This is a genomic window from Hallella sp., from assembly GCF_037460745.1.
GTDB classification, from domain to species: domain Bacteria; phylum Bacteroidota; class Bacteroidia; order Bacteroidales; family Bacteroidaceae; genus Prevotella; species Prevotella faecis.
Genome location: NZ_JAXVAE010000050.1, coordinates 1 through 24,412, shown reverse-complemented (window position 1 = coordinate 24,412; position 24,412 = coordinate 1). Strand labels below are relative to the sequence as shown.

Here is a 24,412-nt window from a genome sequence, read left to right as displayed (position 1 = left end):
AAATATCAAATATATAACTATAGTTAAGCGATTAATATCGCATCACTAGTAATTTCACACGATAAAACATGCCTAATCGAGGTGCGAAAGACGCCCATCGGCAGTGCGGAAGACGGCTAACGGTGGCTCGGTTAGGCATGTTTCGCAACTCGAAAGATGGCCTTTCGCAAACGCGCCGCTCCAATTTGCCGCTCCAATAGGGGAAAAACGGCTGTTTCGCCCGCTAACTCACCCGAAATTGTCGACAAACTTTTGGACCAAAAATCAAGACAAGCGACGCATCCACGCCTCACACCAACAAGAAAAACATAAGCTTGACGGATATAAAAAAGGATCATCCGGCATTTGGAGTGATAAAAGACCCACGTTAGTATTTGCGCTCAGACGCGGTAACAACGAATTTCCCTAATTAAGCGAATTGGTGAAATCGATTAACGATTACCAATTTGAACGAATTTTGGCTAACGCAATTAGAAAAATTCGAAAATTCGGGAAATTCGTTGTTGCGCCGTCTGAGGCTAAATAAAACTATTCGTTGTAAAACAGTCTGAGGCCAAAGCTATTAGAAGTGACACGAACCTTAAATCGCTCCAAATGTCGGACGATTCATTAAAAAAGCCACCCAGGATAACCTGGATGGCTTCATATATGATTATGTGTCGAAGCGTATTAGTCGAGCTCCTTGCCAGTAACCAATGCCAGCGTATCGCGTGCGATGACAATCTCCTCGTCGGTGGGGATCATCACCACCTTCACCTTAGAGTCGTCGGCAGAGAGCACCTGCTCCACGCCACGGCAGTGGTTGCGCTCGCGATCCATCTTCACACCGAGATACTCCATGTCGGCGCAGCTGTCCCAACGCACACCCTCTTGGTTCTCGCCCACACCGGCTGTCCACACGATGATGTCGACACCATTCATGGCTGCGGCGTATGCGCCAATGTATTTCTTGATGCGATAGTTGTACATCTGCAGGGCCAGGTGAGCCAGCTTATTGCCCTCGTTGTCGGCGTTCTCGTTGTCGCGCATGTCGCTTGAGATGCCAGCCACGCCGAGCACACCGCTCTTCTTGTTGAGATACTCAGACATTTCCTGCGGAGTCATGCCGCTTTTCTGCATCATGTAGGTCACAGCCGACGGGTCGATGTCGCCCGAGCGTGAGCCCATCATCAAACCGGCCAACGGGGTGAGACCCATTGAGGTGTCGATGACCTTACCATACTTCACAGCAGCCACTGAGGCACCGTTGCCGATGTGGCAGGTGATGATCTTCTGGGTCTTGATGTCAACGCCCAGGAACTCGCACACGCGCTGCGATACGTAGCGGTGGCTGGTGCCGTGGAAGCCATAACGACGCACGTGATACTTGGTGTACCACTCGTAGGGAATGGCGTAGAGGTAAGCGTAGTCGGGCATGGTGCTATGGAAAGCATTGTCGAAAACGGTTACCTGGGGCACGTTGGGCATGAGCTCGTCTACGGCCTTCAAGCCTGCCAAGTGGCCCTTGTTGTGCACGGGAGCCAGGTCGATGAGGCTCTCAATGCCCTTCTCCACCTCGGGAGTAACGATGCAACTCTTCTCGAAGAGGTCGCCGCCCTGCACCACACGGTGGCCCACGGCTCCAATCTCATCGAGGCTCTTGATGGCACCGAGCTCAGGATCGAGCAGGCACTTGAACACGAGTTGCACACCCTCCTTGTGGGTAGGAAGGTCGGCCATGATCTGCTTCTTGGAGCCATCGGCCAACTTCACCTTGATGAAAGCCTCGTCGAGGCCAATGCGTTCCACACCACCCTGGGCGAGAACCTTCTCACCGTCCATGTCGTAGAGCTTATACTTGATGCTGCTGCTACCGCAGTTCAATACTAAAATCTTCATTTCTTATAATGTTGAATGTTAATTGTTAAATGATGAATGTTGAAAATGGAACATGCGATTCATGAGACAATGGCGAATGGGTTATGCCCTATGGAGGCGAAGCAAGCCACTCGTCATTCCACACTCCACATTCAACACTTCTTCGCGTCTTGTGCCTGGCAGCTGGTAATGGCCACCATGTAATAGATGTCGTCGACAGAGCAACCGCGGCTCAGGTCGTTGACGGGGCGGGCGATACCCTGCAGCACGGGGCCGATAGCTGTGGCGCCACCGAGGCGCTGCACCAACTTGTAACCGATGTTGCCCACCTCCAAGCAAGGAGCGATGAGCACATTGGCCTTTCCGGCGATGTCGGAACCCGGAGCCTTCTTGGCGGCCACTGAGGGCACGAGGGCAGCGTCGGCCTGCATCTCACCATCAACCTTCAGCTCAGGATACTTCTCCTTGGCAATCTGTGTGGCCTCAACCACCTTGTCGATGATGTAAACGCTCTTGCCGGTCTCCTTGTCCTTGGCGTCCTTGGCAGAGCCCTTGGTAGAGAAGCTCAGCATGGCCACGCGAGGCTCGGCGAAGCCTGCCACGCTCTGGGCGGTCTGGGCGGTGGTGTAAGCGATCTGGGCCATCTGGTCGGCTGTGGGGTTGGGAGTGACGGCTACGTCGCCCATCACTACCACGCCATCCTCACCATACTCCTTCTGGTTGGTGATGAGCAGCATGGCACCCGACACACAGGTGATGCCCGGGGCGCACTTGATGATCTGAAGGGCGGGGCGAAGGGTGTCGCCAGTGGTAGAGAGGGCGCCAGAGATCTGTCCGTCGGCGTCGCCTGTCTTGATGATCATGCAACCCAGATAGAGGTTGTTCTTGGTAACCAGCTCACGAGCCTGCTCCAAGGTCATGCCCTTCTTCTTGCGAAGCTCGGCGAGCAGGGTGGCATACTCCTCGGTCTTCTCGCAGTGGAGCGGGTCGATGATGGTAGCCTTGTCGATGTGGGTGAGGCCCCACTGCTCGGCTTCCTTCTTGATGTTTGCGGGGTCGCCGATGAGAATCAGGTCGGCCAGATCGTCGGCCAGCACCTTGTCGGCTGCTTTCAGGGTGCGTTCTTCCTCTGCTTCAGGAAGTACAATACGTTGCTTGTCGGCTTTGGCGCGCGCGACAATTTTCTCTAATAAACTCATAAGTTGTGTATTTTAATCGATTAAAACGTGTCGTTTTTCATATAGGGTTGGGGCAGGCCGTTCAGCCCGTCATCTCCTTGGCCAGGATGCCCTCGAGCTCCTCGGCCGACAGGCGCAGGCGGAACTGACCCTTGATGGCCACGCTGATGCGGCCCGTCTCCTCTGAGACGATGATGGCAATGGCGTCGCTGTCTTGGGCAATGCCCAGTGCGGCACGGTGGCGCAAGCCCAATTCCTTGGGGATGTCCATGGCGTGGCTCACGGGCAAGATGCAGCCTGCGGCCTTGATACGCTTCTGCGAGATGACCATGGCGCCATCGTGGAGGGGTGAGTTCTTGAAGAATATGTTCTCGATGAGCAACTTGTTCACGTTGGCGCCGATAAGCTCGCCGGTCTGAACAATGTCGTCGAGAGGGGTGGCGCGCTCAATGACGATGAGCGCTCCGATCTTTCCGCGAGCCATATCCATGCAGGCCCACACAATGGGCATGATGGTGGCCTTGTCCTCTTCGGGACTCTTGCTTTTCTTAGACGAGAAGAATTGCATGATGTTCTTCACGCGCTGGTGGGCGCCGAGCTGGTATAAAAACTTTCGAATCTCCTCCTTGAAGAGCACAATGAGACCTATCACACCCACACTGACGAGCTTGTCCATGATGCTTCCAAGCAGTCGCATTTCCAACACCTGCGACACAAAGAGCCACACCAGGACAAACACCATGATGCCGATGAAGACATTGAGCGAACGGCTCTCCTTCATCAAGCGGTAGATGTAGTAGAGCATCAAAGCGACAAGGACGATGTCGATGATGTCTTTTATGCCAAATTCGAAGAACATAATGCGTTGTAGATTTTCACAGCTTCAACCGCCGGCCTCACGTCGTGCACGCGAATGATCGACGCGCCACGCATCAAGGCCATCGTGTTCACTACGGTGGTGCCATTGAGCGACTCGGCGGGAGTGCTCTCTAACGTCTCAAAAACCATGCGCTTTCGCGACATGGCGGCCAACACTGGCAACCCAAGCACTTGCAGCTTGTCCATCTCGTCGAGGATGCGGAAGTTGCCAGGGCGCGTCTTTCCGAAGCCGAAGCCCGGGTCGAGGATGATGTCTTTCTGGTGCAAGGCACGGAGCTGCTGCACGCGAGCGGCAAACTCAACGAGCACGTCGCGCAACGTGGGCTGCTGCGACATGAGGATATAGGGAGTGCCTGTAGAGGCTGTAAGGGGGAACATTTCTGGATCCTCGCCGCCCGACACGTCATTGATGATGTCGGCGCCAAACTCATTGATGGCCATGCGGGCCACGGAAGCGCGGAATGTGTCGATGGAAACGATGCCGTCGGGGGTGGCGGCTTTCACAATCTCCAAGGCCCGACGCACACGGTCGGTCTCCTCCGTCTCGGTGGCAAGGGTGCCTCCCGGCCGGGTGGAACATCCGCCAATATCAATGATGGCGGCACCTTCCCCGACAAGTGTCTGGGCGCGTTGGGCTATGGCCTCGTCGCTCATGGCACGGCTGCCGGCGTAAAAAGAATCGGGAGTCACATTCAGGATTCCCATCACTAAAGGAGTCTCCAGCGACAACAAGCGGCCGCGGATATTCAGTGTATAATCCATATTCGTGGCAAAAATAATAATATTAATTGGAAAATCAAATTCATTTTGCGGATTTTTCCATATCTTTGCACCAGATATTCCGCATGGGGCTTTTTAACGGCAGTCTTTCACAGTCCGCGCCTCCACAATATTTATTTTTAGCAAACGTCACTACCTATATCGCAATACCTAAATATAACATAACCAACCTTACTATCATTTTATCATTACATGAAGAAAACCTACGCATTATTATTAGCGCTCTTCCTCTGCGTCACAGCCGCAGCACAGGGTGTATTGCCTGAGTTTTCCACCGAGACCGACCCCGTTTGGTATCGCGTGCAGTTTAAGACAGGCGGCGCTTTCTTAGCCGACAAAGGCGATGGTGCCAACCTCAAGACGGCAGCAGGAAGCTCTTCCGACGCCCAAAAGTGGCAGCTCATCGGAACAAAGAGCAACTTCAAGATGAAGAGCAAGAGTGGACGTTTCGTCAATTGGAACGGAAGCATGTTCACAACAAGCAGCACCAACAGCGTGGCGCTGAAGCTTGTGCAGAGCACCAACGCATCGGCCACCGACTGCTGGGAGATCCAACGCGCCGACGGAAGTCAGTCGATGAACCAATGGGGCGGCGGAGGAGCCGGCAAAGACCTGGGCGAATGGACCCAGGGCGACCCCAACAACCCGCTTTCTTTCGTAGCCACGTCGACCAAGTTGCCCACATTTAGCAACGACGAAAGCGAGACATGGTACTTCATCCAGTTCCGCAACGGCGGCTACACGCTGCAGGACATGGGACAGGGACAGTGCATCCGATTGGCCACCGCCGACCCCATCGACGAGCAGTTGTGGAAACTTGTTGGCGACGCATCCAACTTCCAGTTGGTCAACAAGGCCGGTCGCTATGCCGTGGTGAGCAGCACATCCGCTTCGTCGGAGTCGCCCGCCAACAACACACCGTTGCGCGCCTACCCCACACCTCAGAAGAAGGGATTCAAACTGGTTGAGTCGCCCAACGCCACCTACATGCCCGCCTGGGAGATCCAACCCAACGGACAGACCGCCAACGCCCTCAACCAATGGGGCGGCGCACAACAGGGACGAAGCATAGGCCTGTGGACCGTTGGCGACCCCAACAACCCCTTGGCTTTCGTTTCGCCCAACGAGATGTCATACCCCGACTACAAGGTGGTGGGCATCGAGGGCTTCACGCCCGAGAATAAGCTCACGCTGTGGTACGACAAACCCGCCACGCTGACTGGCGTGGGCAACATCTGGATGGAGTATAGCTTGCCCATCGGAAACGGACAGCTCGGCGCAAGCCTCTTCGGAGGTGTCAACAAGGACGAGATTCAGTTTAACGAAAAGACGCTGTGGAGCGGACGCAACACCGACAACGGCGGCAACTACGGCTATTACCAGAACTTCGGCTCGGTAATTGCCGAGGACATCAGTGGAACTTTCAACTACAGCTCGGCTGGCGCAGCGCAAGACTACTGCCGCCTGCTCGACCTCACCAACGCCACAAGCAAGGTGACCTTCAAAAGTCCCGACAAATCGGTGACATATTCTCGCGAGTATTTTGTGTCGAACCCCGCTGGCGCCATCGTGGCTCGCTATGCTGCCGACAAGGACGGACAGGTGAGCCTGCGCTTCACCCTCAACGCTGGCAAGCCCGGCGTGAAGGCCACAACGAAATATGCCGAGGGCGAGGCCGCCTTCGCTGGAAAGCTCGAAACGGTGAGCTATAACGCACGCCTCAAAGTGGTGCCCACGGGTGGTGAGATGACCACAACCGACGAGGGCATCGTCGTGAAGAACGCCAACGAGGTGCTCGTGGTGCTCGCTGGCGCCACCGACTTCGACCCATCGGTCAAGAGTTTCGTCAGCAACACATCACAATTAGGCGCAACCGTACAGGCTCGCGTCGACAACGCTGCCGCAAATGGCTTCGAGGCATTGAAGGAGGAGCATGTGGCCGACTACCAGAACTTCTTCTCTCGCGTTGACTTTGATCTCGACGGCACCGCCAATACCATGCCTACCAACAAGCTGGTCGACACCTACAACCAAGGCAAGGGCACCAACGCCCGCATGCTCGAGACGCTTTACTTCGCCTACGGACGCTACTTGGAGATCAGCAGCTCGCGCGGAGTGGACCTGCCCTCAAACCTGCAGGGCATCTGGAACAACGTGAGCCAGGCTCCCTGGCACGCCGACATCCACTCGAACATCAACGTGCAGATGAACTATTGGCCCGCTGAGCCCACCAACCTGAGTGAGACGCACCTGCCCTTCCTCAACTATATCATCAACATGGCCGCCGGAAACCACAAGGAGTGGGCAGGCTACGCCAAGGCTGCTGGACAAAAGCGCGGATGGACTTGCTACACGGAGAACAACATCTTCGGTGGCGTAGGATCATTCGCCCACAACTATGTCATTGCCAACGCATGGTATTGCACACACCTCTGGCAGCACTACCGCTACACCCTCGACCGCGATTTCCTGAAGCGCGCCTTCCCCGCCATGCTCAGCGCAGCCCAGTTCTGGCTCGACCGTTTGGTGCTCGACCCAACCGACAACACCTACGTTTGTCCAAAGGAATATTCGCCTGAGCATGGTCCCTCGCAGGAAGATGGTGTGGCACACGCCCAGCAACTCGTGTTCGACCTTCTCTCCAACACAAAGAGCGCCATTGATGTGCTTGGCAGCGACGCCGAGATTACCGAGGCCGACCTCAAGCTCCTTGAGGACCGCCTGTCGAAGCTCGATCGCGGTTTGGCCACAGAGACCTACACCGGCAAATGGGGCAACCCGAAGAATGGCGTCAATACGGGCGACGTATTGCTGCGCGAATGGAAGACCAGCGCTTACACCGCTGGTGAGAACGGACACCGCCACATGTCGCACCTCATGTGCGTTTATCCCTTCAACCAGGTAACACCGAGCAGCCCCTACTACCAAGCCGCCGTCAACTCAATGAACCTTCGCGGCGACGAGTCGACAGGATGGTCGATGGGTTGGAAGATCAACCTGTGGGCACGCCTGCAGAATGGCACCAAGGCCCACGGCATCCTGACCAAGGCCCTGCGCCACAGCACATCGTATGGAACCGACCAGAGCCGTGGCGGTATCTATTACAACCTCTATGATTCGCACGCTCCGTTCCAGATCGACGGCAACTTCGGTGCTTGCTCAGGCATCGCCGAGATGTTGCTGCAGAGCCACACCGACACTCTCCAGGTACTGCCAGCCCTGCCAGCAGCTTGGAAGACGGGCCACATCACAGGCTTGAAGGCCGTCGGCAACTTCACCGTAGACATCACGTGGAAGGCCGGAAAGGCCACACGCATCACCGTGGTGAACAACGGTGGACAGACGGGCATCGTGAAGTATCCTGGCATCTCGAAGGCTATCGTGTATATCGACGGTGTGTGCCAAGAGGCAGAAGCCAAGGAAAGCAACAACGCATTCGTGTCGCCCGAGAAGGGTAGCGTCACCGTGTTCGACTTCGACAACAGCTTCGATCCTACTGGCATCAACAAGGTGGAGAATGGCTCGCTGGCATTCAACGTCAACGGCCGCACCGTGAGTGTGAGCGGTTGCAAGGTGAAGAACTTGCAAGCGTTCGACCTGCAAGGCCGTTTGGTAGGCAGCTCATCGCGCCCCACGCTCGTAGTAAGCAAAGGCGCAGGCGAGGTGGCCATCCTCTGCGTAACGACGCAAGACGGCCGCAAGCAAACATATAAAGTGAAATTCTAATCACCCTCCCATCGGACCGAGCGCAGAACAACATCGCGTTCGGTCCGATTTCTTTTTGTCCCAGTCGGTCGGAGGCTTTCTTACCCTGTCACATATTGTCACCAACCACCGAATGGAGTTTTATCTGTTTTGTCGCCAAAGGCCAACCACCCCATGCCCATGCCTCTCACACAGATCAACCAAAAGCCCCATGCAAAACGACAAGAAGGCACCTGCGAAGTGACAAAAAGACCCATGCACGAAAGATTTTCCGAAGGAAAGAAGGGTGTTCTCACATTTTATGTTTACTTTTGCCCTATACTACGCTCGTAGGCTCAACCACGGTTGAACCTGCCGAACGATAATTGTAGAAGACATTTTGATAAGAACAATGAATGCAACTGATTTGTACAGCATCTACCTGCGCCATCCGCAGGTAACCACCGACAGCCGAAGCCTTCCCGCAACGGCACCGCAAGACGGGAGCGATTGTGGAATATTCTTGGCTCTGAAGGGCGCATCGTTCGACGGCAACAAGTTTGCGGCGATGGCATTGGAGCGTGGTTGCAGCTACGCCATCATCGACGAAAAGGAATACATGGTTGAGGGCGACGACCGCTATATCTTGGTCGACGACGCTCTGCTGGCCTTCAAGCAGTTGGCCCGAGAGCACCGACGCCATTTCAACATCCCCGTTATCGGCATCACAGGCACCAACGGCAAGACAACCACCAAGGAACTTTTGTCGGCCGTGCTGGCCAAGCGCTACCACGTGATGCACACCGAAGGCAACTTCAACAACGACGTGGGTGTGCCCAAGACGTTGCTGCGCCTGAAAGCTGGCGACGAGATTGCTGTGGTGGAGATGGGCGCCTCACATCCCGGCGACATCCAGCAACTGGTGGAATACGTGGAACCCACACAAGGCCTCATTACCAACGTGGGGCGCGCCCACTTGCAGGGATTCGGTTCGTTCGAGGGCGTGATGCGCACCAAGGGTGAGCTTTACGACTGGCTGAAGGCCCACAACGCCGAAGTGTTCGTCAACGAGGCCAATCCCCACCTGACGAAGATGATGGAAGACCGACAGATGAACCGCGTGCTGTCGTACGGACAGAGCGACGAGGCCAATCGCTACCAGGTGACCGGACGCGTCGTGGCGTGCAACCCTTACGTCAAGTTGCAGTGGGAATATGTGCCCGAGGGTACCACGGAAAGCCTGCAATATGAAGTGGAGACCCAACTGGTGGGCACGTATAATGCCGACAACCTGTTGGCCGCCATTGCCGTGGGAATCCACAATGGTGTGGCGCCCGAACTCATCAATGAGGCGTTGGCCGACTACCGTCCTACCAACGACCGCTCAGAACTGGAGCGTACGGCCGACAACCTGCTGATCGTTGACGCCTACAACGCCAACCCATCGAGCATGGCAGCGGCACTCGACAATTTCAGTCGCGTTACCGTGGCGGAGCCGAAAATGGCCATTCTGGGCGACATGCGCGAGTTGGGCGAGGCCAGCGACGAGGAACACCAACGCGTGGTCGACACGCTTGAGAAGTTGCATCTCACCGATGTGTGGCTCGTGGGCGATGAGTTTGCCAAGACCCATACCACCTTCCGCAAGTTCCATAACATCGACGAGGTGAAGGCGGCCATTGCCCAAGACAAGCCGCGCGGCAAGTGCATCTTGGTGAAGGGCAGCAATGGCATCAAACTGTTCGAGTTGCCCAAACTGCTATAACCCTTGATCATTTCCCGTCGGCCATCACACAAGCTATGACCCAAGGGAAGACAAGACGCCAAAGGGGCGTTTGCCATGTGACACGACACACGGCAAACGCCCCTTTTATTCTATAATCCATTCGTCTCGGTCTAATGGCCGACTGGGAATAATGGTGGTTCTTTGGGAATTAAAAACATAGTGACAAAAAAAAGAAAAGTCCAGCCTCGCGAACGAGAACTGGACAGAATGAAAGGAGGAAGTGGTACCTCTTGGAGTTGAACCAAGGACACATGGATTTTCAGTCCATTGCTCTACCACCTGAGCTAAGGTACCCTCTTTCGAGCTTGAGAATTGCGGCGCTTAGCGCCTCATTTCTCATTTGCGAGTGCAAAGGTAGCACTTTTTATTCTAACCAACAAACTTTTCCTCAAAAAAATGCTCGTGTTTCAAAAAAAAGATGTAACTTTGCATCCGTCTTCAAGTGGGGAACGCTTTTGGGCGACCTCTCCATCGATTGAGGCAATCGGGATTTAGCGCAGTTGGTAGCGCACTACGTTCGGGACGTAGGGGTCGCTGGTTCGAGTCCAGTAATCCCGACCCATTACAAAGAAGCCAAATGGTAGCCATCACCATTTGGCTTTTTTCGTTTTACCCTCTGCCCTACTCCCCACGCATTCCAGTTATTATCGGCACCATGCCAAACAGGCTCGTAACACCCCTTATATATAAGATGGTGGAGCGTGTCGGTCCCAATCTCCTAATTGATTATGCATTTCCCCTATGGTTACGCAATAGCATCGAGGATACCGACAAGCCAAAACGCTACTGGAAGGATACAGCATCGAGGATACCGACAAGCCCAAAAGCTATTAGCAACCAATAGCAATGGAAATGCAGACAAGCCCAAAAGCTATTGGCAGACAATAGTGCCTGGGGCTCGACTTACTGCCCCACGCCACATTTTTTATGGCCCTACGCTTTGCCATTTCGTGCGAAAGGCTTACTTTTGCAGCAAATAAACGATACTACGAACACAAGGATTCACACCATGAAGATTGTTACATTCGGAGAAATTATGCTGCGCCTGTCGAAGCATTCTGGCCAGCGCCTGTTTCAAAACGGACCGTTCGACGCCGCCTACGGTGGGTCGGAGGCCAACGTGGCCGTGTCGCTGGCCCAACTGGGCGACGACGTAGAGTATGTGACTCGCGTTCCCAACAACGCCATTGGCGATGCGGCGCTGATGCACCTACGCGAGTTGGGCCTCAACGTGCGCCACACCGTGCGCGGCGGCAAGCGTCTGGGCACTTACTATTTTGAGCCGGCGGCAGCCATGCGTGGCTCACGCGTGGTGTACGACCGCGACGACTCGTCGTTCAACACCATGGCCTATGGCGACATCGACTGGGAGCCCATCTTCAACGAGACCGACCTGTTCCACTGCTCGGGCATCACCTGCGCCACCTCACAAGCGGCTCTCGACACCACCATGGAGGCCGTGCGCATGGCCGACGAGCGCGGCGTGGAGCTCACATGCGACATCAACTATCGTGGCAACCTGTGGAAATATCCTGGGGCCGACGCCCAGCGCTCGCTGCGTGAGCTGATGAGCCACAGCTCGTTTATCTTCGGCGACCAGAACGAGTGGTATGTGGCCAGCGGCATGGAGCCCATCCCCTTCACCGCCCTCGGCGAGGGCTACGCGTTTGACAAGGATGCCTACCGCCGCTATTTCGACCGTCTGCACGAGATGTTCCCACGCTGTCACCGCATGCTCATCGCCCACCGCAACATTCTGTCGTTCCAGCATCATGTGAATTGTGGCGTGCTTTGGGTGGACGGCGACATCTATTATTCGCGCATCTACGACATCGACAACATCGTCGACCAAATGGGTGTGGGCGACGCTTGGGTGGCCGCTTACATCCACGCACGCCTGAAATGGCCCAACGACGAGCAGCGATGCCTGGAGTTCTCAGTGTCGGCATCGGCATTGAAAAACACCATTCCGGGCGACCAGAACCTTGTGAGCGAGGAAGAAATTTTGACTAACATGACCTCACGGGGTGGCCGCATCGACCGCTAACCACCACCCATCGGGGCACTTTGCATAATAGATGATACTTTGGGCGAGAGCACAACGGGCTTTCGCACCTACACAAAAACAACACGGGGGCAACGCGCTGACGAGCATGCGTTGCCCCCGTGTTGGGTTTTATGGGCGGCTCTCGCCCTCCACATATTCCTCCAGGAAGAGGTGTTCGCCGTCGAACACGGCATAGGTAAACTGCGAAATCCAGTCGCCGAGAATCAGCATGCGGGCCGTATGGCCGTTCTCGCGAGGCATGTTCAGGTCGAGTTCAATGTGGCGATGGCCGTAAATGAAATAGTCGATGTTCGAATGGGTTCTCATGTATTCCTTCGTCCACAACACCAAGTGCTCCTTATGCTCGCCCATGTAAGGCGGTTCCTTGCCATCGACCCGCTTCAGACGCGAGTGCTTGGCCCAGTTCAAGCCCAGTTGCATGCCCCACCAAGGGTGCATGAAATTGAGCATGCGCTGACACACGCGGTTGTGGAACATCCAGCGCAATAGCTTGAACTTCTTGTCGGGGTCGCCCAGACCGTCGCCATGGGCCATATAGAACACCTTTCCGTAGATGTCAGCCGTGAGCGCCTGACGATGCACCACGACCCCACATTCCTCCTCCAAATAGCCGTAGGTCCACAGGTCGTGGTTGCCGGTGAAGAAGTGCACCTCAACCCCCATGTCGGTCAACTCCGACAGTTTTCCAAGGAAACGGGTGTACCCCTTGGGGACGACATAACGGTATTCGTCCCAAAAATCGAACATATCGCCCAGCAGATAGATGGCCGACGCCTTCTCCTTGACACTGTCGAGGAAACGAACGAGGCGGCGTTCCTGCATGCGGCGATGCGGGATGGCCAGCGAACCCAGATGGGCGTCGCTCAGAAAATACACGTTCTTTGCCATAAGCGTTGTGATGATAGGTCAGTCTATTCGGTGAGAAAGCGGCTCAGCGAGCCTTCTTATTCAAATCCCAGTTCCACGCGTGCCTCCTCGGTCATCATGCTTTGGTCCCAAGCAGGCTCGAACACCAGGTTCACATTGGTTCCCTTGATGCCCTCCACACTATCGACCTTTGTGCGCACATCCTCCAGGATGAAGTCAGCGGCAGGGCACGACGGTGCGGTGAAGGTCATGTCGATGTCGACGGTAGCGTCGTCCTTCACATCTATTTTATATATCATTCCGAGGTCCCAGATGTTCACGGGGATCTCCGGGTCGTAAACGGTTTTCAACACGTCGACGATTCGCTCCTCAAGCTTTGTCTTTTCTTCTATGGTCATTTTCGCAATGGTTTGTTGTGAAGATAGTGCAAACGAGCGCCATGAAAGTTTGCTTTCAGATGGCCGAGTGCAGCCTATCTTCTGCAAAGATAGGAAAAAGATATGGAAAAGGTGCGCCTGACCAAAAGAAAAATCAGCAAACTTTCAGCGTTTGCCGACAAAAGGATGAGAAGTCTTCGACTGGCGCCATCAGCCGAACAATGCCCCCAGAGCATGTGCCCCGGTGCATGTCAGAGCTTGTCGATGCGGAGCGTTTGGTCGCAATAATCCACCACGGCGGGGCGGTGAGTGATGAAGATAACCGTCTTTTCGTGGGTGGCGAGAATGTTGTGGAGCAACTGCCGCTCCGTTTCGGGGTCGAGAGCCGACGTGGCTTCGTCGAAGAGCATTACCGAACGGTTGCGCAACAGGGCGCGGGCTATGGCTATGCGCTGCGCCTGCCCCTCCGAGAGTCCGCCGCCAGCCTCGCTGCAAACGGTGTCGAGCCCATCGGGAAGGTCCATCACAAAGTCGGCGCAACTTTTGTGAAGCGCCTCACGCATCTCCTCGTCGGTGGCGTCGGGCTTGCCCATGCGGAGGTTGTCGCGCAGGGTGCCACTCATCAGCGTGTTGCCCTGCGGCACATAAACGAAGTTGCAACGCATACGAGGCGACAACTCCTTACTCTCCGTGGCGTTGTAAAGAACCACCCGTCCTTGCTGGGGTCGCAACAGAGCCAGCATCATGCGCACCAGCGTGGTCTTGCCAGCGCCGGTCTCGCCCAGCACGGCGGTGCATGATCCAGGACGGAAATCGAAACAGAGATTGTCGATCACCTTGCCGTCGGCGGCGTCGTAGGCATAGCCCACCCCTTCCAACCTCACACCACAAGGCGCCGCCATCAGGATGGGTTCGCCCTGCTCCTCCAGCGGCGTCTCCTCGAGTTCCATCAGGCGTTCGGCGGCGGTGAACACCGAGACGAAAGCCGGAACCAACTTGGTGAGCGACCGGGCAGGGCTCTGTATGCGGTTTACCAACTGCAAGAAAGCGGTCATACCTCCAAACGTAAGAGTGCGCTCCGACATGCGAACGGCGGCCCAGAGGAAGGCTACGAGGTAGCCCAGCGCAAATCCGAAGTTGAGCACGAGGTTGCTAAACACCGAGAACTTTGTGCGGCGCACCACGCGATGGCGCAGCTCGCTCTGCGTTCCCTCCAACCGTCCCACCATCGCCTCATCGTTCTCAAGGGTCTTAATGAGCACGCGGTGCTGTATGGTTTCTTGCAACACGCTCTGAACCTTCGAGTCGGACGTGCGCACCTCGCGCGTCAAACGGCGCATCTGCCCCATGTAAATCTTACTAAACGCAATGAAAACGGGAAGGATGGCCACCGTGATCAGGGCCAATACGGCATCCATCGACAACAGGTAGCAGAAGGCTCCCACAAACATGGCCACCACAGAGAGCGTCGACGGGATGGTCTCGGTGAGAAAACTCACCACGTTGCTCACGTCAAACTCCAAACGGTTGAGCACGTCGCCCGAGTGGTAACGCTCCCGACCGTGCCACTCGGAACGCAGTATGCGGTCGAGCATGCGCTGCTGCATACGGTTCTGGGCCTTCACCCCGAGGATGTTTCTCACCCATGTGGTGGCAATGTTCAGGCCGAAATCGCACAGGATTAGTGCGCCCATCAAGCCCACGGCGACATAGAGAGACCCCCGGACGGCGCCCGACGCCACATCGATGGCATGCTGCACGGCCCACACTTGGCCCAGCGACACCACCACCGACAGCAAGCCTATGAGCGCGTTGAGCGCCGCTTGGGTGCGGTTGCCACGCCATGCCTGCCATAGCCAGCCAAGGATGGTGCGCGCGCTGTAGCGCGAAGGGGGAATCTTCAGCAGTCGTTTGATGTTCATGTGTCGGACGTATTGTTCAATCGGAAAAGTTCAATGGCCTCAGCGTTGGTCGGCGCCCCACATCAGCTTGTCGCGCAACGTGGAGAAATAATGCGATGAACGCTGCTTCACTATCTTAATCTTAAAAGGTGCGCGACGGATGATCACCTTCGTGCCCTCGCGCAGTTTCTCCGACCGTCCGTCGATGGCGGCCAGGAAGTTGTGACTGCGACTCTCCACCTCCAACTCGACGACACAGTCGTCGTTGATGACGATCGGGCGGATGTTGAGACTGTGGGGAGCCACGGGGGTGAGACAAAGAATGTCGGCCGACGGCACAATGATGGGACCGCCATTGGAGAGATTGTAGGCCGTGGAACCTGTCGGCGTGGAAACGATGAGACCGTCGGCCTGATAGGTGACGAGGTACTCGCCGTTCACACGGCAACGAATGGTGATCATGGAGGCGTCCACACGTTTCAGAAGCGCTATGTCGTTGAGGGCGTAGGGGTTGCCTTCGATGGGTTCGCCTTCGGCCTCCACCTTGATAACCGTGTGCTCCTCGAGCTTGTATTGGCCCTCAAAAATCTCATCAAGGGCCTTTTCCACCTCCAAGGGAAGCACGTCTGACAGGAAGCCCAAGCGCCCCATGTTGACACCCAACACGGGTATTCCCTTGGCGCCCACACGACTCGCAGCACGCAGGAACGTGCCATCGCCTCCCAGGGAAATGGCAAAGTCGACATCGAAATTATAGTCGTCGAACACGCCTGAGCACCACACCTCGTCGTCGCTCTGCCGCACAAGAAACTCGTAATACGGCCGATCGATGTAGAGCTCGGCGCCGTGGGCCCGCAGATAGTTGATGGTTCGCTCCACGGCCACCGACTTCTTGGTCTGATACTCGTTGCCGAAAAGGGCAAAACGCAAATGCTGCTGTGACATCGTTTATCGCTTTTTAATCTTCTTTATCTTCTCAAATCGTCGGAGAATGGTAAACTTTTAGTAAATTTGCAACTATAACCCCTGCACGAGGAAGTTCCGACAAGCGCAACGAGAACGTGCTTGCAAATGGCCGAGTGCAACCTATTTTATGCAAAAATACTACTTTTCATCGAATTAACTCATCAAATCATGGCAAAAGTATATGAATTTCTCGCCAATGGCTTTGAGGACATCGAAGCATTGGCTCCTGTCGACATTCTTCGCCGAGGAGGCGTTGACGTGAAAACCGTTAGCATCACTGGCACCGAGTGGGTGGAATCGGCGCACGGCGTCACCGTCAAGGCCGACCTGACGTTTGAGCAGGCTGGCGACTTCAGCGACGCCGACATGCTGCTCCTGCCAGGCGGCATGCCGGGCGCAAGCAATCTCAACGAGCACGAGGGGGTGCGTCAAGCGCTCAAAAGGCAGTATGAAAGCGGACGACGGGTGGGTGCCATCTGCGCCGCTCCCATGGTGCTGGGATCCATCGGCCTCCTCGAAGGGAAGAAGGCCACCTGCTATCCCGGTTTCGAGAAATACCTCACGGGCGCCACTTACACCGCACAACTCTTCCAAGAAGACGGCAACATCATTACTGGCGAAGGACCGGCCGCCAGCCTGCCTTACGCCTACCGCATACTGAGCTATTTCGTCAGCGAGGATGAGGTGCGCGCCATGCAGCACGGCATGATGTACGCCCACCTGATGGGAACCGAGGCTTAACACACTACGCAATAACACCAATCCGAAACCATGGACCATATCATCATTGTGGCTGGAGGCAAGGGAACACGCATGGGAGGCGACCTCCCCAAGCAGTTTCTGCCCATAGGCGGAAGGCCCGTCCTCATGCACACCATCAAGAAGTTTCACGATTACAACCCCAAGCTCCACATCATCGTGGTGCTGCCCCACGACCAACAAGCGTTCTGGCGGCAGCTGTGCGACGAGCAGGACTTCACCATCGAGCACGACATCGCGGATGGTGGCGCCTCGCGCTTTGAGTCGTCGCGCAACGGACTGGCGCTTGTGCCCGACGATGAGGAGGGCGTTGTGGGGTTCCACGATGGCGTGCGCCCCTTCGTGTCGGCCGAAACCATCGACCGATGCTTCGAGGCGGCACGCGAGGATTATGCCGCATTGCCCGTCATGCCCGTCACCGACACGCTGCGTTTCACGGGCGGAAGCAGCGCCGGGCGCAACGTTCCGCGCTCCGACTACCGCATTGTGCAAACGCCACAGGTGTTCGACATAGCGCTGGCCAAGCAGGCTTTCCGCCAGCCTTACCGCGACGCGTTCACCGACGACGCATCGGTCGTGGAGAGCCTGGGCTGCCAGGTGCGCATGGTGGAGGGCAACCGCGAGAACATCAAGCTCACTACGCCCTTCGACCTCCAACTGGCCGACTTCATCATCAAGCAGCAATAAGGCGGCGAACGGACAGCCATCGCGCCACGAGTCGGCACGCACCAAAGCATCAGTAAGCAGTAATCTCATTCTCCTCACTCAGGCAAATGGACATCCTCTCACAAGACATCATGTATCTTTCGGGCGTAGGCCCACACAAGAAAGACACACTGGTAGGTCAGCTCGGCATCAAGACCTGGGGTGACCTGTTGGAGTATTATCCTTATAAATATGTGGACCGCTCCAAGGTTTACCGCATATCCGACCTCACTGGCGATATGCCTTTTGTGCAAATCAAGGGAAAGATTCTCAGCTACGAGGTGTTTGCGTCCGACCGTCGCCACAAACGCACCGTGGCCCACTTCACAGACGGGCATGGCGTGGCCGACCTGGTGTGGTTCAAGGGTGGGCAATACGCCATGAAGACCTATAAGGTTGGCGAGGAGTATGTGGTGTTTGGAAAACCCACCACCTACCAAGGGCGCTACCAGTTTGCCCACCCAGAGATGGAGCGGGCTGCCGACCTGTGTCTCAACGACATGGGCATGCAACCGTATTACATCACCACGGAGAAGATGAAAAACGCGGGCATGACCTCGCACGCCGTGGGAAAACTGACGAAGACGCTGGTGGGGAAGATTCCGGCAGGCGCCCTGCAAGAAACGCTGTTGCCCTCGCAGATCAGCAGGTTGCACCTCATTTCACGCGACGACGCTCTGAGGAAGATCCATTATCCAAAGTCGCTCGACGATGTGCAACGTGCCCAAGTGCGCCTGAAGTTTGAGGAACTGTTCTACGTTCAGCTCAACATCGTGCGCTACATGGCCGAGCACCGCAAGAAATACCAAGGCTACGTGTTTGGCAAGGTGGGCGAACACTTCAACCGCTTCTACCAAGAGAACCTGACCTTCGAGCTGACCGGGGCCCAGAAACGTGTGATGCACGAGATTCGCGACGACCTGCGGTCGGGCAGGCAGATGAACCGCCTGTTACAGGGCGACGTGGGATCGGGCAAGACGCTGGTGGCGCTCATGGTGATGCTGCTGGCGCTCGACAACGGCTTCCAGGCCTGCATGATGGCGCCTACGGAGATTCTCGCCGAGCAGCACCTGGCCACCCTTCAGGCGTTTCTGAAGGGAATGGACATCCGTGTGGAACTACTGACGGGCATCGTGAAGGGCAAACGCCGCAAGGAGGTGCTCGAAGGACTGGCCGATGGGTCGGTCGACATCCTGGTGGGCACGCACGCCATCATCGAGGACAACGTGCAATTTAGGCGCCTCGGCATGGCGGTGGTCGACGAGCAGCACCGATTTGGTGTGGCCCAACGCGCCAAACTGTGGGCCAAGAGCGAGAAACCGCCACACATACTCGTCATGACCGCCACGCCCATACCGCGCACACTGGCCATGACCATCTATGGCGACCTCGACGTGAGCGTCATCGACGAACTGCCGCCGGGCCGCAAACCCATCGTCACCCTGCACAAGTACAACAACCAGACGACCAGTCTCTACAACGGCATCCGACAGCAAATCAACGAGGGCCGACAGGTTTACATCGTGTTTCCACTCATCGAGGAGAGCGCCAAGCTCGACCTGCAAAACCTCGAGGAGGGCTATGCGAGCCTGCGCGAGATATTCCCCGAGTTTAAGCTCAGCAAGGTTCACGGTCGCATGAAGGCCGCCGAGAAGGAGGCCGAGATGCAGAAATTTGTCAGCGGAGAGACCCAGATACTCGTCTCAACCACCGTTATCGAGGTGGGCGTGAACGTGCCCAACGCCTCGGTCATGGTCATCGTGGAGGCCCAGCGCTTCGGATTGTCGCAGCTCCACCAGTTGCGCGGCCGTGTGGGACGAGGCGCCAAGCAGAGCTTCTGCATCCTCGTAACGGGCTACGATCTGTCGCAAGAAACGCGCAAGCGCATCGACATCATGTGTGAAACCAACGATGGGTTCCGCATTGCGGAGGCCGACCTGAAACTGAGAGGCCCCGGCGACCTGGAGGGAACGCAACAGAGCGGCATTGCCTTCGACCTGAAGATTGCCGACATTGCACGCGACGGACAACTCGTGCAGATGGCACGCGACGAGGCGCAACGCATCATCGACAACGACCCCGACTGCAACAAGCCGGAAAACGCCTTGCTATGGGACCGGCTCAAGGAACTGCGGAAGACCAACATCAACTGGTCGGCCATCAGCTAACCAGTATCCGACATCCATCGACCACCAACCATTCCACCCCCAAAAACACAGCCTTTCACCCCCGTGTGATATTACATTATATTGCGTAATACACACCGTCGCATTACATCAAAAAGTGAGCCGCATTTCGTTAAATGTGGGCAAATTAGCACATTACAAATGTTAACAGACTGGGAAAAACACCGTTTTTATGTTAATTTCTGAGCAAAAACTGTTAATGCAACAATCTCATTACGGATTTTTTTATTACCTTTGCACCGTCTTTTGATAATTCATTGAACCAACTAACATTCAATGACGACATGCAAGGCAAACGTTTCTTGCATTTCGAAAGATCTGAACCTAATCGCAAAACGAAGCACATGACGCTGAAAAGAACAATAAAGACTATAACGCTATCACTATTATTCGCACTGGCAGCCGAGCCCGTGGTAGGACAAGACCTATTGGCGCGACAGGCTCCCATCGACCGAAGAGCAAAGAAACTCGACTCCATTGAAGTCAAGTCGTTCGCCGAAAGAGAAAACATGCAGTCTCCCGCCGCCGATCTTTATGGCGACGAATGGGACAACACCTACGCACATCGTGCCACCGAACTCCCCGATAGATTTACCATCGACTTACGCCATTTCTGCATGCCCACACCCAGTCGTGTGGTGACCAGTAACTTTGGTGCCCGTTGGGGCCGCCAGCACAAGGGCCTCGACATCAAGGTTTATGTAGGCGACACCATTCGCGCCGCTTTCTCGGGAAAGGTTCGCATCGTGAAATACAACGCTGGCGGATACGGAAAATACATCGTCATTCGTCACCCCAACGGCCTGGAGACCATCTACGGGCACCTCTCAAAGCAAATCGTTCATGAAAACCAAGTGGTGCGCGCAGGCGAACCCATCGGACTGGGCGGCAACACCGGCCGAAGCACTGGTTCGCACCTCCACTTCGAAACACGTCTGTGCGGCGTGGCCCTCAACCCCGCCCTGCTCTTCGACTTCCGCAACCAGGATGTGACGGGCGACCAATACGTGTTTAACCGTGATACATACGACCGCGAGTCGGCAGAGGCCACACGCGAGCGCGGAAAGGTGGGCAACGGCGGTTACACCCGCGACATGGTTCAGGGTGGCGAACTGGGACGCAGCGAGACGGCCGACGAGGTAATCAACTACGCCATGAACGGTCCGGAGCGCCTCTACTACAAGGTGAAGAACGGCGAGACGCTTGAGGGCATTGCCAACAAGCTCCATGTGGACATCAACAAGCTCTGCCGCCTGAACGGATTTCGCAAAAACCAGCGCGTGAGAACCGGACAGATCGTGAGATACTCTTAATGCACCAGCCACGCCATTGGCGTGAACCCATAAGAAAGCCCTGCACTTCCATCGGATGTGCAGGGCTTTTTGGTATCCATGCGCGAAGCTTCGTATGGAATGGGCCACAGGCAAGGGCCAATAAGGGAGGCTCTTTTCTTCTAAACGCCCCTGCGCAAGGCTCCTCAGCCCCGCAACACTTAGCATTGAGCAATGCCAAGGCTACAGGCGATGTATGGATATTTGGCTAAAAAGTTTGTCCACCATTTCGGATGAACCAGAGAACGAAAACGCCGTTTTTACCCGAGTGGAGCGACAAAAGCGAGACTTGCGTTTGCGGTTAGGCATCTTTCGAGTTGCAATACATGCCTAACCGAACCACCGTTTGGCGTCTTTCGCACTGCCAAAGGGCATCTTCCGCACCTCAATTAGGCATGTTTTATAGTGTGGAATGTTAAATGGGGAGTGATGAATGAGGCATTTTGATTGTAAACGCCTGAATGTTAAGCATTTACAAAAATGCGCTGAGAATCGCATATTTCGACCAAATATTTCCGTCGTGGAAAAGAAATGTGTAGTTTTGACTATAGATTGTTACCCATTTTCAGCGTTCTTTTCTCCCACAAACAACGGAAGGGACATATAAAATCCCCAATCAGCCGAATAGCCGATTGGGGACCAAGCGTATTGAATTGTTATTTCTTCAGTACCGACCGCAACACAAACCATGCGTGCATGGCCAGCGTTGGCAGCAGTCCGTAGTGGTGTCGCATCAAGCGGAAACGCTCGCGCAACGAGGCCCTATGGTTCTTTACCGTCATGCCTCCGTCGAGGTAATTGACCACCACCGCATCAACATTGCGCAGTGGAAGTCCTTGGCGCTCGGCCGCTTTCATCACGCGGATACACCAGTCCACATCGGCCGAGAAGCGATACTGCATGTTGTAGGGGTTGGCCTTGGCCAGGTCGGTGCGCGCATAGAACGCCTGGTGGCACACCAGCATGCCCTGGCGGAATGAGCGCCACGTGAGCCGCTCAGGTGGTTGCAGGCGGCGATGGCGCAGGAAATGGCCCTCATCGTCGACGATGTCGGTGTTGCCATAGAGCACACCCGGAAGCTCCTCACCATCGCCCACGCTGCTGGCAACGAGCTCAAGGGTGTCGGGCGAGGGAAAGACGTCGCCGGCATTGAGAAACACCAGGTAGTCGCCCGTGGCCTTCTGTATGCCCTTGTTCATGGCATCATAGAGCCCACGGTCCTTCTCCGACACGACAATCACCTCGTGCCCATTGTCGGCCGCGGCCGAATGGCGCTCATAATCGCGCGCTATCTCCACGGTGCCATCGGTCGACAGGCCATCAAGGATAATATGTTCCACATCGGCATGAGTCTGACTGAGCACACTCTCTACCGTGCGCGGCAGCTCGTGGGCTGCCTGATATGTGCAAGTAATAATGGTTATCTTGATCATGTGAAACGAGCAATTCGTCAGATATTATAGTTTTTGAAGGCCAACGCCTGGTTGTAAACCTCCACGTAATGCATGGCCACGGCACGCTGCGAATAGCAGGTTCGCACCTTCGTCAGGGCGTTTTGGCGCAAGGTGTCGGGGTCGGCCTCGTTGAGCACCCAATGGATTCCTGCCGCAAGGTCGGCCGAGTCCTTATACTTGGCCACATAACCGTTCTTCTGGTGGTCGATCATCTCTGGGATGCCACCCACCTTGAAGCCCACCGACGGAACGCCGCAGGCCATGGATTCCATGATGGTGTTGGGCAAATTCTCATCGAGCGAGGGAATGACAAACACGTCGGCCGCACTGTAGATGTCGGTGATTTGTCGCTCATCACTCACATATCCCAATGGGAAAGCGGGCAGGCGCAACTGGTCGACCACCTCCTCGGCATGGCCGCCAAGGATGGCCACCACGGTGTTTTGCTGCATCTCGGGGTGCTGACCCACCATGCGGTCGATGGCCTCAATGAAATAGGCTATGCCCTTGCGCTCCATGGTGACACGCTGCGACACAAAGAGAATGACGCGCTTGTCGACGGGAAGGTTCACACGCTCGCGAGCCTCACGCTTGTCCTTGGGATAAAAAACATGGGTGTCGATGGGATTGGGGATGGTGTCGACATGTAGGCCCGAGAGCAAGGCGCTTTGCCGCGCTTGGTCGCCCAACCACTTGCTGCAGGTAACGAAATGAATGCCGCTGCCACTATATAACTTCTTCTTGCGGTTGAAGATGCGCGTTGAGAGGTCGAAGGGCGAATGGTGCTTGGGCAGGAACTTACAACTCTGGCAGGTGCTGCGGTAGGCCTTGCAACCCAACGTAACGTGGCAGATGCCCGTCGCAGGCCAAATGTCGTGCATGGTCCACACCACCGGCTTGCCCGAGGCTATGATTTTACGAATGACGCCCAACGACAATAGCCCCTGATTGACCCACGCCAGGTGGATCACGTCGGCCTCCTTAAATTCGGGTGTATTCGTAATATCGATTCCGGCATTGGCCATATCGATCTCAAAGAGGTTCTTACGGTTGAAATGCAAATGCCAAAACAGGCACCAACGCTCCCAAAGAAAGTTCCAGCGGCGAAGCCATGGGTGAGGGGCCTGCACCACAACGATGCTGTCAGTTACCTTGTCGGCTACGAGCAATTTGGCCTTCACGCCGTTATTGTTGAGCGTTTCGAGCAGGCGATTGGCAGCAACGGCAGCCCCACCCGTCTTCTCGCTTGTGTTGATTAACAGTACTCTCATACCTATAAGTTGTATAAAAAGCTATGATGGCGCAAACGAGAGCCATGAGAATTTATTCTCAAATGGCAGAGTGCAGCCCATCTTATGCAAAGATGGCGCAAACGAGAGCCATGAGAATTTATTCGCAAATGGCAGAGTGCAGCCCATCTTATGCAAAGATAATAAAATCGAACCAAATTAGTAGGAAATACGATAAAAATGAGATAAAAAGATGATGTGTGCGTACACAACCCTTGACATAAATCAATTAAAGCGCATTTTTGAAAAGAAAGTGGCATCGTTGTATTGCAGAATATAGATATTAAGTGTAATTACTAGTGATGCGATATTAATCGCTTAACTATAGTTATATATTTGATATTT

The 24,412-nt window shown here is 55.4% G+C and carries 17 protein-coding genes and 2 tRNA genes; 8 read left to right on the top strand and 11 right to left on the bottom strand.

Annotated features, from left to right (window positions below; all coding sequences use genetic code 11):
* Nucleotides 1-669 precede the first annotated feature (669 nt).
* The 4 genes from WKK33_RS01390 to folP form a co-directional block, all read right to left on the bottom strand.
* Complete coding sequence (locus WKK33_RS01390; RefSeq protein WP_337932143.1) at nt 670-1,878, bottom strand: acetate kinase; 1,209 nt, start codon at nt 1,876-1,878, stop codon at nt 670-672.
* Between the two features lie 131 nt (nt 1,879-2,009).
* Entirely contained in the window at nt 2,010-3,056 is a 1,047-nt protein-coding gene (pta, locus tag WKK33_RS01385) for a phosphate acetyltransferase (RefSeq protein ID WP_337469440.1), read from the bottom strand.
* 61 nt (nt 3,057-3,117) lie between these two features.
* Nucleotides 3,118-3,894, bottom strand: coding sequence for a diadenylate cyclase CdaA (gene cdaA, locus WKK33_RS01380; protein ID WP_215759544.1), 777 nt, complete (start codon nt 3,892-3,894; stop codon nt 3,118-3,120).
* Complete coding sequence (gene folP, locus WKK33_RS01375) at nt 3,873-4,676, bottom strand: dihydropteroate synthase (protein WP_337932142.1); 804 nt, start codon at nt 4,674-4,676, stop codon at nt 3,873-3,875. Before folP ends, cdaA begins: the two co-directional genes overlap by 22 nt.
* Nucleotides 4,677-4,886: 210 nt before the next feature.
* Here folP and WKK33_RS01370 point away from each other — a divergent pair, with 210 nt between their 5' ends.
* Both WKK33_RS01370 and murF read left to right on the top strand, forming a co-directional pair.
* Entirely contained in the window at nt 4,887-8,420 is a 3,534-nt protein-coding gene (locus WKK33_RS01370) for a glycoside hydrolase family 95 protein (RefSeq protein ID WP_337932141.1), read from the top strand.
* A 370-nt stretch (nt 8,421-8,790) separates the two neighbouring features.
* Nucleotides 8,791-10,143 (top strand): UDP-N-acetylmuramoyl-tripeptide--D-alanyl-D-alanine ligase, encoded by a 1,353-nt coding sequence (gene murF / locus WKK33_RS01365; protein ID WP_337932140.1) that lies wholly within the window; start codon nt 8,791-8,793, stop codon nt 10,141-10,143.
* A 242-nt stretch (nt 10,144-10,385) separates the two neighbouring features.
* Here murF and WKK33_RS01360 read toward each other — a convergent pair.
* Nucleotides 10,386-10,458 (bottom strand) — tRNA-Phe (locus tag WKK33_RS01360).
* 191 nt (nt 10,459-10,649) lie between these two features.
* Here WKK33_RS01360 and WKK33_RS01355 point away from each other — a divergent pair.
* Together WKK33_RS01355 and WKK33_RS01350 are read left to right on the top strand one after the other, a co-directional pair.
* Nucleotides 10,650-10,722, top strand: a tRNA-Pro gene (locus WKK33_RS01355).
* Between the two features lie 451 nt (nt 10,723-11,173).
* Nucleotides 11,174-12,211 carry a sugar kinase gene (locus tag WKK33_RS01350; RefSeq protein ID WP_215759548.1) on the top strand — a complete coding sequence of 346 codons (1,038 nt, stop codon included), beginning with the start codon at nt 11,174-11,176 and terminating at the stop codon, nt 12,209-12,211.
* Between the two features lie 129 nt (nt 12,212-12,340).
* Here the strand turns inward: WKK33_RS01350 and WKK33_RS01345 are convergent, their stop codons facing one another.
* The 4 genes from WKK33_RS01345 to WKK33_RS01330 form a co-directional block, all read right to left on the bottom strand.
* Nucleotides 12,341-13,120, bottom strand: coding sequence for a UDP-2,3-diacylglucosamine diphosphatase (locus WKK33_RS01345; protein WP_215759549.1), 780 nt, complete (start codon nt 13,118-13,120; stop codon nt 12,341-12,343).
* A 56-nt stretch (nt 13,121-13,176) separates the two neighbouring features.
* Nucleotides 13,177-13,497, bottom strand: a complete 321-nt coding sequence (locus WKK33_RS01340) for an iron-sulfur cluster assembly protein (RefSeq protein WP_215759550.1) — start codon at nt 13,495-13,497, stop codon at nt 13,177-13,179.
* Nucleotides 13,498-13,727: 230 nt separating this feature from the next.
* Nucleotides 13,728-15,398 carry an ABC transporter ATP-binding protein gene (locus WKK33_RS01335; protein WP_337932138.1) on the bottom strand — a complete coding sequence of 557 codons (1,671 nt, stop codon included), beginning with the start codon at nt 15,396-15,398 and terminating at the stop codon, nt 13,728-13,730.
* A 39-nt stretch (nt 15,399-15,437) separates the two neighbouring features.
* The gene (locus WKK33_RS01330) at nt 15,438-16,322 is read right to left on the bottom strand and encodes an NAD kinase (RefSeq protein ID WP_215759552.1); all 885 of its coding nucleotides are present in this window, start codon (nt 16,320-16,322) and stop codon (nt 15,438-15,440) included.
* A gap of 189 nt (nt 16,323-16,511) precedes the next feature.
* On the opposite strand from WKK33_RS01330, the gene WKK33_RS01325 reads away from it, so the two are divergent.
* From WKK33_RS01325 to WKK33_RS01310, 4 genes are all read left to right on the top strand, one after another.
* Nucleotides 16,512-17,084 (top strand): DJ-1 family glyoxalase III, encoded by a 573-nt coding sequence (locus WKK33_RS01325; RefSeq protein ID WP_215759553.1) that lies wholly within the window; start codon nt 16,512-16,514, stop codon nt 17,082-17,084.
* A 30-nt stretch (nt 17,085-17,114) separates the two neighbouring features.
* Complete coding sequence (locus WKK33_RS01320) at nt 17,115-17,789, top strand: 2-C-methyl-D-erythritol 4-phosphate cytidylyltransferase (RefSeq protein ID WP_337469688.1); 675 nt, start codon at nt 17,115-17,117, stop codon at nt 17,787-17,789.
* Between the two features lie 86 nt (nt 17,790-17,875).
* Nucleotides 17,876-19,975 carry an ATP-dependent DNA helicase RecG gene (gene recG, locus WKK33_RS01315; protein ID WP_337932136.1) on the top strand — a complete coding sequence of 700 codons (2,100 nt, stop codon included), beginning with the start codon at nt 17,876-17,878 and terminating at the stop codon, nt 19,973-19,975.
* Nucleotides 19,976-20,337: 362 nt separating this feature from the next.
* Nucleotides 20,338-21,306 (top strand): M23 family metallopeptidase, encoded by a 969-nt coding sequence (locus WKK33_RS01310; RefSeq protein WP_337469689.1) that lies wholly within the window; start codon nt 20,338-20,340, stop codon nt 21,304-21,306.
* A gap of 674 nt (nt 21,307-21,980) precedes the next feature.
* Here the strand turns inward: WKK33_RS01310 and WKK33_RS01305 are convergent.
* Both WKK33_RS01305 and WKK33_RS01300 read right to left on the bottom strand, forming a co-directional pair.
* Nucleotides 21,981-22,757 (bottom strand): glycosyltransferase family 2 protein, encoded by a 777-nt coding sequence (locus WKK33_RS01305; RefSeq protein WP_337469686.1) that lies wholly within the window; start codon nt 22,755-22,757, stop codon nt 21,981-21,983.
* A 17-nt stretch (nt 22,758-22,774) separates the two neighbouring features.
* Complete coding sequence (locus WKK33_RS01300; protein ID WP_215759558.1) at nt 22,775-24,049, bottom strand: glycosyltransferase family 4 protein; 1,275 nt, start codon at nt 24,047-24,049, stop codon at nt 22,775-22,777.
* Nucleotides 24,050-24,412 lie beyond the last annotated feature (363 nt).